This window comes from Zoogloea sp., assembly GCF_028689785.1.
Lineage (GTDB): Bacteria > Pseudomonadota > Gammaproteobacteria > Burkholderiales > Rhodocyclaceae > Zoogloea.
In genome coordinates this window covers 1-10,655 of sequence record NZ_JAQVCN010000097.1, presented here as the reverse complement: position 1 = coordinate 10,655, position 10,655 = coordinate 1, and the positions used below count along the sequence as shown (strand labels likewise).

The following is a 10,655-nucleotide window of genomic DNA, read 5'->3' as shown; positions in this document are numbered from 1 at the left end:
AAGCGGCCAGCTCGTCCTGGAGGACTACTCCAACCTGTCCTTCAACCTGCGCCTGCTGGCCGGCGCGATGAACTGGCCCTTCGCGCCCGCCACGGTCAATATCGGCTCCGACATCCAGTGGCGCAGCGCCTTCGCCCCCGATGAGACCCCCGCCCGGCACAAGATCCCCACGGTGGTGGACCCCTTCAGCGGCCGCGAGGTCGGCGCCCTCAGCCCCCTCAAGCCCGATGTGGCGGCGATCCACGTGTCCCTGGCCGACCCGCTCGGCAATGCCATCATGCTGGGCACCGAGTGGAGCCGCTTCGAGCTGTCCCGCGCCGCGAAAAAAGTGGTGCTGATCGCCGACGCCATCGTCGACACGGCCTGCATGCGCCAGTACCCCAACCTGGTGCGCATCCCCGACATCATCGTCGAGGCCGTGGTGTATTGGCCCTTCGCCGCTTGGCCCCAGTCCTCGCCCGGCCTCTACGACGTGGACGAAGCCCACATGAAGGCCATGAACAAGGCCCTCGCCACCCCCGAAGGCACCGAGGCCTACATCCGCCAATACGTTGACGGCTACACCGACCTCGACAGCTACCTCGACCTGATCGGCCGCGAGACCGTCGAGCTGCTGTCGAAGACCGGCACTGCCTTCCTCCTCGACCCCTTCCGCCAGTGGATCAAGACGCCGGAAGAAATCCGCGCCCTCAGTTCCGGAGAGGCCCAATGAGCACCGATACCCGCACCAACACCCCGACAGACCTGGATCTGCCCTACACCCGCCAGGAGATGATGGCGATCGCCACCGGCCGCGAACTCCATGACGGCGACCTGGCGATCTTCGGGGTCGGCCTCTCGATGCTGGCCGGCTACTTTGCCCAGGCCTGCCACGCCCCCAACATCCGCACCATGACCGAAGGCGGCGTGTACGGCGCCACGCCCGTCGGCGGCCTGCCCTGGGGCATCGAGTGCAACCGCATCTCCTCCAACGCCACCAGCTTCACCAACGCCCTGGACGCCCTCGGCTGCCTGGTCGCCTCCGGGCGCTGCGACGTGGGCATCATCGGCGCAGCCCAGGTGGACAAGTTCGGCAACGTGAATACCACCGGCATCTGGGACGAGGACGGCGTGATCGGCGACCGCTACCGCCTGCCCAAGACCCGCCTCACCGGCGCCGGCGGCGCCAACGACATCGCCTGCGGCGCCGGCCGGGTCATCATCATGGTCACCCACGAGGCCAAGCGCTTCGCCGACAAGGTGAGCTACATCAGCTCCCCGGGCTATCTCGACGGCGGCAACGCCCGGGAGCGTCACGGCTTCATCGGCGGCGGCCCGTCGGCAATCGTCACGACTCTCGGTATCATGCGTCCCGACCCGGACACCAAAGAGTTCATCCTGGACGCCTGGTACCCCTTCTCCAGCGTCGAGGAGATCCGCGCCAGCACGGGCTGGGACCTGAAGGTGTCGCCCACCGCCCGCGTGGTGCCCGAACCGACGGCCGAAGAACTCGCCGCCCTGCGCCGGGTGGATGAGACGGGCATGCTGCGCAAAAAATAGACAACACCCAAAACCACGAGAACAGCCATGACCGAACCCACCCTGATCAGCCTCGACGACGCCGGCACCGGCGTCCGCACCCTGATCCTCAACCGCCCCCAGGCCCGCAACAGCCTGTCCCAGCCAGCGATCCGCGAGCTGATCGCGGCCTTCCAGGCCATCGCCGCCGACGACAGCGTGCGCGTCGTGATCCTGGCCGGGGCCGGCCCGGCCTTCTGCGCCGGCCACGACCTCAAGGAAATGCGTGGCGCCGACTACGCGCCCGACTACGCCGAAGGCCTCTTCGCCGACTGCGCCGAGCTGATGCAGGCCATCGTCACGCTGCCCAAGCCGGTGATCGCCCGCGTCCACGGCATCGCCACCGCCGCCGGCTGCCAGCTGGTGGCCAGCTGCGACCTGGCCATCTCCACCGACGATGCGCGCTTCGCCACGCCGGGCGTGAACATCGGCCTGTTCTGTTCCACGCCGATGGTGGCCCTGTCCCGCAACGTGGCCCCCAAGCACGCCATGCAGATGCTCCTCACCGGCGATCTCATCGACGCCGCCACGGCCCTGCGCTTCGGCCTGGTGAACGCGCTGGTGCCCGCCGCAGAGCTCGAAGCGCACACGCTGGCGCTGGCCCGCAAGATCGCCGCCAAGTCGCCGCTGACCCTGGCCATCGGCAAGGAAGCCTTCTACCGCCAGGCCCCGCTGCCCCTCGACGAAGCCTACGCCTACACCCGGGGCGTGATGGTGAACAACCTGCAGGCCCTGGACGCCCGCGAGGGCATCGACGCCTTCATCGACAAGCGCACGCCCACCTGGTGCGGCCGCTGACCCGGACGAGACGAGCATGAGCGACATCCAGACCCTCCGCCGGGTTCTCCAGGAATCCAGGACCATCGCCGTCGTCGGCCTGTCGGCCGACTGGTTCCGGCCGTCCTACTTCGCGGCCAAGTACATGCAGGAGCACGGCTACCGGATCATCCCGGTCAATCCCAAGTACCCCGAGATCCTGGGCGAGAAGAGCTACCCCGACCTGGCCTCCATCCCCGAAAAGGTGGATATCGTCGATGTCTTCCGCAAGCCCGCCGACGCCCTGCCGATCGCCGAGCAGGCCATCGCCATCGGCGCAAAAACCCTCTGGCTGCAGATCGGCGTCATCAACGACGAAGCCCGCCAGAAGGCCGAGGCCGCCGGCCTCACCGTGGTGATGGACCGCTGCGTCAAGATCGAATACGCCCGCCTGTTTGGCGGCCTCAACTGGTTCGGTGTGAACACCAAGGTGATTTCCGCCCGCCGCCCCCGCTGGCTTCCCTGATTCAGGAGCGTACCCCATGGCAGACCGTAACTACGGCTTCGATACCCTGTGCCTGCACGCAGGCCAGATCCCCGACGCGGCCACCGGCAGCCGCGCCGTGCCCATCTACCAGACCACCTCCTACGTCTTCGACAGCCCCGAGGAGGCCGCCAGCCTCTTCAACCTGCAGACCTTCGGCAACGTCTATTCGCGCATCTCCAACCCCACCGTGGCGGTGTTCGAGGAGCGCCTCGCAGCCCTCGAAGGGGGCCGCGCGGCGGTGGCCACCGGCAGCGGCATGGCCGCCCAGATGATCGCCCTGCTCAACATCTGCGAAGCCGGCGACGAGATCGTCGCGGCACGCACGCTGTACGGCGGCACCCACACCCAGCTCGACGTGAACTTCCGCAAGATGGGCATCCACACGGTGTTCGTCGATCCGGACGACCCGCAGAACTTCGCCCGCGCGATCACCCCCAGGACCAAGGCGGTGTACGCCGAGACCCTGGGTAACCCATCCCTCAACGTGCTCGACATCGAGGCCGTGGCCAAGGTCGCCAGCGACGCCGGCGTGCCGCTCATCATCGACAACACCTTCGCCAGCCCCTACCTGTGCCGGCCCTTCGAGTGGGGCGCGGCGATCAGCGTCCATTCGGCCACCAAGTTCATCGGCGGCCATGGCACGACGATGGGCGGGGTGATCGTCGAATCCGGCAAGTTCCCCTGGGACAACGGCAAGTTCGCGACCATGACCGACCCCTCGCCGGGTTACCACGGAGTGCGTTTCTACGAGACCTTCGGGGATTTCGGCTTCACGATGAAATGCCGCATGGAGGGTATGCGCACCCTCGGGCCGGTGCTCTCCCCGTTCAGCGCCTTCCAGCTGCTGCAAGGCATCGAGACCCTGCCCCTGCGCATGGACCGCCACTGCGCCAACGCCCTGGCGGTGGCCCGCCACCTGGAATCCCACCCCAAGGTGGCGTGGGTCAACTACCCCGGCCTCGAAAGCAGCCGCTACCACTCCCTGGCCAAAAAATACCTGCCCCGCGGCGCGGGTGCGGTGCTCACCTTTGGCATCAAGGGCGGCGCGGCGGCAGGCCAGAAATTCATCGACTCGGTGGAATTCCTGTCCCATCTGGCCAACATCGGCGACGCCAAGACCCTGGTGATCCACCCGGCCTCCACCACCCACCGCCAGCTTTCCGAGGCACAGCAGGTGGCCGCCGGCGTCCCCCCCGACCTGATCCGGCTGTCCGTGGGCCTGGAGACCCTGGACGACATCCTGTGGGACATTGATCAGGCCCTGGGCAAAGCTTGAATTTTCGGGCGGCAGTGCCAGGTGGCAACCTGGCCTGCCCCCGGAGGGCCGCACTGCTGGCGGGACATGTGCCGCTCCACAACGACGGGGCAGCCACGCGCCAAGCCGGGGCTATACTCACGGCCATCGTCCGCATCGCCTGCCCCCGGTCCCCCCGTGATTGCATTTCTCCAGCCCCTGCGAAAGATTTCCGTCCTGTCCTGGCTGACAGTGATCTGGTTTGCGGTAATCGTGGTGCTTTTCGTCGCCTATGTCCGGGCAGAGCAGCACCACGATCGCATGTACGACCTGCGGCTGCACTCCTTGCTGCTCAGCAACGAACTGCGCCAGTCCTCCGACGACCTGACCCGCATGGCGCGAACTTACGCAGCCACGGGCAACCCTCTCTACAAGCAGTACTACGACGAGCTCCTCGAGGTTCGGGATGGGCTGCGCCCGCGCTCCCTGGAGGCCTTCAGCCGCCACTGGGGTTTCGAGGTCAGGGGCGACGGACAGGTCAGCGCCATTGGCGAACGCATCCCCCTGCTCTCCCTGATGCGGCAGGCCGGCTACACGCGGGAAGAGTTCGCCCTGCTCGATGAGGCCAAGCGCAATTCCGACGCGCTCACCCATACCGAGCGGGCGGCCATGGCGCTGCTGGACGCCACCGCATCACCCGCATCCGACAACCGGACCCGGGCGATTGCCATGCTCTATGGCGAGGATTACCAGGCTGCCAAGGCGCAGATCATGCGCCCCATCAGCGAATGTGCCCAAAGGGTGGATCGGCGTACCCGGGCCAGCGTGGAGGACGCCCTGCACCGGGCCACCCAGGTCCGGATGGCGGTGGTCGTGATGTTCGGACTGCTGCTGTGCCTGCTGTTCTACCTGATCCGTCGTCAGCGGACGGTCGTTGGCGCCGACATCGATGTGGTCCATGAAGCCATCCAGCGTCTGGGCCAGGGCAATTTTTCGGATCCACTCCCGGTCGCCCCTGCCCACCCAGGCAGTATCTTCAGCTGGCTGGCATGCACCCAGCGGGCGCTGGCCGCGATGGAAAGCGAGCGCGCCCAGGCCGTGAACGAGCTGCACAAACTCAACCGGGCCCTGCGTCTGCTGGGGGACTGCAACCTGCTGCTGGCCTCCTGTGACGGGGAGCAGGCCCTGCTCGACGGGATCTGCCGGCTGGTGGTGGATGTGGGCGGCTACCAGATGGTGTGGATCGGCCAGGGCAATGACGACCCGGACAGAAGCGTCCATCCGCTGGCAATGGCCGGGGCCGCCGCAGAATCCTATCTGACGGCGATCCGGATTTCCTGGGATCCCGACTGCGCCACCGGCCAGGGCCCCTTTGGCGTGGCCTTCCGGGAAGGAACAACCCAGGTCAACCAGGATTACGCGGCAGGTCACCGCATGACCCCCAGGCACGCCCCGGCGGCGGCCTACGGTTTTCGCGCCAGCATCGGCCTGCCCCTCCGGGTGCATGGCCGGGTCATGGGGGTGATGTCCTTGTACGCAGCCGAGGCCTGGGCCTTCAACCCGGACGAGGTGATCCTGCTGGAAGAACTGGCGCGCAACGTGGGGTTCGGCATCGAAAACCTGCGCGACAAGAAGCAGCGTCTGGCTGCCGAGGCTGCGAGCCAGGCCAAGAGCGCCTTCCTGGCCAACATGAGCCACGAGCTCCGCACCCCCCTCAATGCCATCATCGGCATGACCGAGCTGGCCCGGCGCACTGGGGACGGTGCCTTGCTGCAGGACCGGCTGGGCAAGGTGCTGCGTGCATCGCGGCACCTGCTCCAGGTCATCAACGACATCCTCGATGTGTCGAAGATCGAAGCGGGCCGGATGTGTCTCGAGCACAACGTCTTTTCTCTGATCGGCATCATCGACGATCTGGTGGGCATGCTCGGCCCTGAGGCCGAGCGCAAGGGGCTGCGCCTGCGTCTCACGCTGGCGCCGGAGCTGGCAGGGGTCGCCCTGCTGGGAGACGTGACCCGGCTGCGCCAGATTCTCCTCAACCTGGCGGGCAATGCCGTCAAATTCACCAGTACCGGCGAGGTCTGCCTGCGCGTCCAGCAGACGGATCGTCACGGCCGCCTGCTGACCCTGCGCTTCGAGATCCAGGACACCGGCCCCGGACTGGATGGTGCGACCCAGGCCAGACTGTTCCAGCCCTTCGAGCAGGCGGACAGCTCGACGACCCGGCGCTTTGGCGGCACAGGCCTGGGGCTGGCCATCAGTCGCGAGCTGGTGCAGCTGATGGCAGGTGACATCGGGGTGACGAGCCAGCCCGGACAGGGCAGCATTTTCTGGTTCACGGTCTGCCTGGAGATGGGCGATGCCGCGGCCCTGCCCCCAGATAATCCGTCGCAGGCGGTGGCTGCAGAGCTGCCTGCCCATCCCTACACCGACGCCCGCATCCTGCTGGTAGAGGATGAACCGATCAATCAGGAGCTCACCTGCGCGCTGCTGGAGGAACTGGGCCTGCAGGTGGACCAGGGGAGCGACGGCGAGCAGGCCGTCCGGATGGCTGCCGTCACCCGCTACGATCTGATCCTCATGGATATCCAGATGCCGGGCATGGACGGTCTCACCGCCACCCGGCAGATCCGGGCCGGCAGCGCCAGCGGAGCCCGGGTACCCATCATCGCCCTGACCGCCAATGCCTTCGATGAAGACCGCCAGCGCTGCCTCGACGCCGGCATGAACGATCACCTGGGCAAGCCCTTCGAGGCCGAGGAGCTGAACCGGCTCGTGCATCACTGGCTGGCAGTGGGCAGGACCGACGCCGCAGACTGACGCCGGCCTGCATCCCGGAGCCCTCAGTCCGGGGACACCCGAACCTTGAGCTGGATCTGCGCGACGGCCAGACGGGCCGACTTGCGCACTTCAGGATCGCCATCCGTCAGCGCCTTCTCGAGACCCTCCAGGGCTGCCGAGTCACCGATTTCGCCCAGAGCGATGGCGGCCTCCTTGCGCAGATTGGCAGAAGAATGGAGCAGGGCGAAGGCCATCAGCGCAGGCACCGCGCGGCCATCCTGGAGGCGCCCCAAGGTCCGGGCCACCCGTTGACGCACCTGCCAGTAAGGGTCCTCCAGAGCCTCGATCAAGGCCTGGACGGCCTCCCCGGCGCGCAGTTTGCCGAGGGTGGTCGCAGCCTCCTCACGGACGCGCCACTCGGGATCACGCAAGGCCTGCAGCAAGGCCGGCAGCGCCTCCCCGTCCATGCCAAGTCCCAGCGCACCCACCGCGGCGCGGCGCACCTCGGGTACCGGATCGCTTTCGGCCAGCCGGGTCAGCACGGGCAAGGCAGCGCCATGCTTGAGCCATCCCAGCACACCCACGGCCTCCAGGCGCACCGACGGATCAGCGGCGGCGGCCTCCGCCAGGGCCGGCACGAGGCTCTCCGGCAGGCGCAACTCCCTCAGGGCACGCAGCACGGCGGCCCTGGCAAAGGCGCTGCCGTGCCCCAGCGCCGGGAGCAGGATCCGGCCGCTCCCGGGCAGGCGGATCTCGGCCAGGCTGTGGGCCGCAGCCTCCCGGACGGCAGGATCGGGATCATGGAGGCAGTCGAGCAGGGCTGTGATCGTCTCCGGACCCTCCCAGTAAGCCAGGCGGCTGGCCGCCTCGGCACGCACGGCCGGATCCGGATCGGCCAGAGCCGCCACCAGCCAGGGGGCATGGGCCTCCTGCTCCAGCTCGGCCAGTTCGATCAGGGCAAGGCGGCGCACTGCGGGGTCAGTGTCGCAGAGCCGCGGGTAAAGCACCGCCAGATCAGCATCCGCGGTGATGGGAAGGGGAAAATGAGTCACGATCGGTCTCTTGGGCTGGGGTGCATGTCAGTCGGAACAGGAAGTGGCGTCTTGGTCATCCCCTGCGGGAGGGATGGGCGAGAGGCGCGCCAGAGGTACCGTCACGCCGGGATCCCGCAGCAGGGCCAGGCAGTGGCGCTTATGCTCGATGAAGCTCGTGCCGGTCAGCCACTCGGCGCTGCGGGGGCGGCCAGCGGGGACGACGATCTCTTCAATCACCCGCCCAGGCCGGGCGCTCATGACGAGAATCCGGTCGGCCATGAACAGGGCCTCGTCGATGTCATGGGTCACGAAGACGACGGTCATGCGCCGCTTGGTCCACAGGGCCAGCAGCAGCTCCTGCATCTTCAGCCGGGTCAGCGCATCCAGCGCGCCGAAGGGCTCGTCCATGAGCAGCACGCGGGGCTGGTTGATGAGCACACGGGCAATCTCCACGCGCTGCTGCATGCCCCCGGAGAGGGCACCGGGGTAATGGTGCTCGAAGCCCTCCAGCCCCACCTCCTTGAGCCAGGTCATGGCCTGGGCATGGCGCTCGGCCCGCCCCACACCGCGCATGCGCAGCCCATAGGCCACGTTGTCACGCACCGACAGCCACGGGAACAGGGTGTGGTGCTGGAACACCAGGCCCCGCTGCGGATCGGGGCCGCCGATGGGCGCGCCATCGAGCCGCAGCTGGCCCCGGGACGGGGTCAGGTGACCGGCCAGGGCCCCCAGCAGGGTGGACTTGCCGCAGCCAGAGGGGCCCAGCAGGCACACGAACTCGCCGGGGGCGATATTCACCGACACGTCGTCCAGGGCGGTGAAGCGGTCGGCGCCGCTGCCCAGCTCGATGGAGACCCGGTCGATGTGGAGGCGCCCGGTGCTCACCTCGGGCGCGAGCTCGGACAGGGAGAGGATGGCGTTCATGGGCGGCCTCCCGGACGGTACCAGGGCATCAGGGCCTGGCCGGCCCGGTGCAGCAGGGCACTGCTGCCCATGCCGAGCAGGCCGATCAGGAGCATGCCGACGATGATGTTGGCGTAGTTCTGCACGGTGTAGGACTCCCAGGTGTAATAGCCGATGCCGTACTGGCCGGAGATCATCTCGGCGGTCACCAGGCAGAACCAGCAGGTGCCCATGCCGATGCTCAGGCCGGTAAGCACCGACGGCGCGGCCGCCGGCAGGATGACCCGGGCGAAGATGGCCCAGCGGCGGGTGCCCAGGCTGCGGGCCGAGGCGATCAGGCGCGGGTCCACCCCATGCACCCCATGGATGGTGTTGAGCAGGATGGGGAACAGCGCACCGACGAAGGTGATGAAGATCATGCTGCCCTCGGAGGAGGGAAACATCAGGATGGACAGGGGAATCCAGGCCACCGCCGGGATCGGCCGGGCCACCTCGAGGGGCGGCATCAGGGTTTCCCGGACCCAGCGGAAGCGCCCGATGGCCAGGCCCAGGCCCACCCCCAGCGCCGCCGCGACGAGAAAGCCCGAGGCCACCCGGCCCAGGCTGGCCCCCAGGTGGTTCTGCAGCTTGGGGGACTGGAACAGGTCCCAGGCGGCATGCACCACCTCCAGAGGCTGGGGCACGTTCTGGAAGGTCACCAGCCCCAGGTGCAGGTGCCGGGACGAGGCCACATGCCACAGCAGCACGCAGACGATCAGCGACAGCAGGGGCAGCGCGCGGCGTGCGACCGATTGTTGTCCGGGGGCTGTCACCTTACGGCTCCCTGCCCCTTCAGGGCGGCGAAGTCGAGGAGCTGGCCCTTGTTGGTGGAGGCATAGGCTGCGGCGGCGTCCTTCTGCAGGAAGGCGCTCACCTCACCCTGGGCGTCCCGGGCGAACCAGGCCTGGGGGCCAAGCAGCTTGATGCCGTGGATCAGGTCGTGCACATACACCGCACGCACCGCCTTGCCGGCCTGCTCCAGCTTGCGCAGGTCCTGCACGGCGTTGGCGATGGTGGCGTAGTGACGCACCTTGGGCTCCCCCGCCACCCACAGGCCGGCCAGGCGGCGGGTGTCGGTGATGGGCTTGCCGGTGACGGCATCGCTGGCCTTCAGGGGCAGCTTGTCGTAGTTCTTCAGGCGGGCGTCGTAGTTGAGACCGGACTGCTTGAAGGCGGCGCGGATGTACTGGTCGTCGATGAAGGTGGCCGGATCGGGCGTGACATCGATGCGGCGCATCAGGTGCAGGGTGTCGATGGAGGTCTTGAGGGCCTGGCGGTATTCCGGCTTCCAGGTGAAGTCCCGGGTCTGCAGGCCCAGGGGGCCGTGGAACAGGTAACTGACGGGCGCCTCGATGCCGGTGTGCTTCTCGATCAGCTCGCTGTACTTCTCCGGGTCACTGGCCATCAGGCGGTCGGCCTCGATGGCCGCACGCAGGAAGGCCACCACCACTTCGGGATACTTGCGGGCGAACTCGGCATTGACCAGGGAGCCGTGGAAGGTCGGGGTGGCCGACTGCACACCGTCGTAGATCTTGCGGGCGAAGCCCCGGTAGGGGAACAGCTCGGCGAAGGGCACGAAGTCGGCGTGGGCGTCGATCTTGCCGGCCTGCAGCGCCGGACCGGCCACTTCCGGCGCCTGGGTGATGATGTTCACGTCCTTCTCGGGGTCGAGGCCCTAGCGCTTGAGGGCCCGCAGCAGCATGCCGTGGGCGGCGGAGGCGAAGGGCACCGAGATGGTCTTGCCGCGCAGCTCGGCCAGGGTGGTGGCACTGGAGTCGCGGGGCACCACCACGCCATTACCGCT

At 67.9% G+C, this 10,655-nt stretch carries 10 protein-coding genes; 6 read left to right on the top strand and 4 right to left on the bottom strand.

Annotated features, from left to right (window positions below; all coding sequences use genetic code 11):
* From PHI64_RS22615 to PHI64_RS22590, 6 genes are all read left to right on the top strand, one after another.
* On the top strand, nt 1-712 hold a 712-nt coding region (locus PHI64_RS22615; protein WP_299888380.1), incomplete at its 5' end, for a CoA-transferase.
* Nucleotides 709-1,539 (top strand): CoA-transferase subunit beta, encoded by an 831-nt coding sequence (locus PHI64_RS22610; RefSeq protein ID WP_299888377.1) that lies wholly within the window; start codon nt 709-711, stop codon nt 1,537-1,539. The genes PHI64_RS22615 and PHI64_RS22610, both read left to right, overlap by 4 nt.
* Nucleotides 1,540-1,566: 27 nt before the next feature.
* Nucleotides 1,567-2,355, top strand: coding sequence for an enoyl-CoA hydratase (locus PHI64_RS22605; protein ID WP_299888374.1), 789 nt, complete (start codon nt 1,567-1,569; stop codon nt 2,353-2,355).
* 16 nt (nt 2,356-2,371) lie between these two features.
* Complete coding sequence (locus tag PHI64_RS22600) at nt 2,372-2,839, top strand: CoA-binding protein (protein ID WP_299888372.1); 468 nt, start codon at nt 2,372-2,374, stop codon at nt 2,837-2,839.
* A gap of 16 nt (nt 2,840-2,855) precedes the next feature.
* Nucleotides 2,856-4,136 carry an O-acetylhomoserine aminocarboxypropyltransferase/cysteine synthase family protein gene (locus PHI64_RS22595; protein ID WP_299888369.1) on the top strand — a complete coding sequence of 427 codons (1,281 nt, stop codon included), beginning with the start codon at nt 2,856-2,858 and terminating at the stop codon, nt 4,134-4,136.
* A 156-nt stretch (nt 4,137-4,292) separates the two neighbouring features.
* Nucleotides 4,293-6,914, top strand: coding sequence for a response regulator (locus tag PHI64_RS22590; RefSeq protein ID WP_299888366.1), 2,622 nt, complete (start codon nt 4,293-4,295; stop codon nt 6,912-6,914).
* A 23-nt stretch (nt 6,915-6,937) separates the two neighbouring features.
* On the opposite strand, the gene PHI64_RS22585 is transcribed toward PHI64_RS22590, so the two are convergent.
* The 4 genes from PHI64_RS22585 to PHI64_RS22570 are packed head-to-tail and all read right to left on the bottom strand — an operon-like array spanning nt 6,938 to nt 10,505.
* Entirely contained in the window at nt 6,938-7,927 is a 990-nt protein-coding gene (locus PHI64_RS22585; RefSeq protein ID WP_299888363.1) for a HEAT repeat domain-containing protein, read from the bottom strand.
* 27 nt (nt 7,928-7,954) lie between these two features.
* Nucleotides 7,955-8,833, bottom strand: a complete 879-nt coding sequence (locus PHI64_RS22580) for an ABC transporter ATP-binding protein (protein WP_299888360.1) — start codon at nt 8,831-8,833, stop codon at nt 7,955-7,957.
* Nucleotides 8,830-9,624, bottom strand: a complete 795-nt coding sequence (locus PHI64_RS22575) for an ABC transporter permease (protein ID WP_299888358.1) — start codon at nt 9,622-9,624, stop codon at nt 8,830-8,832. Before PHI64_RS22575 ends, PHI64_RS22580 begins: the two co-directional genes overlap by 4 nt.
* Nucleotides 9,621-10,505 (bottom strand): hypothetical protein, encoded by an 885-nt coding sequence (locus tag PHI64_RS22570; protein ID WP_299888355.1) that lies wholly within the window; start codon nt 10,503-10,505, stop codon nt 9,621-9,623. Before PHI64_RS22570 ends, PHI64_RS22575 begins: the two co-directional genes overlap by 4 nt.
* Nucleotides 10,506-10,655: the final 150 nt, after the last annotated feature.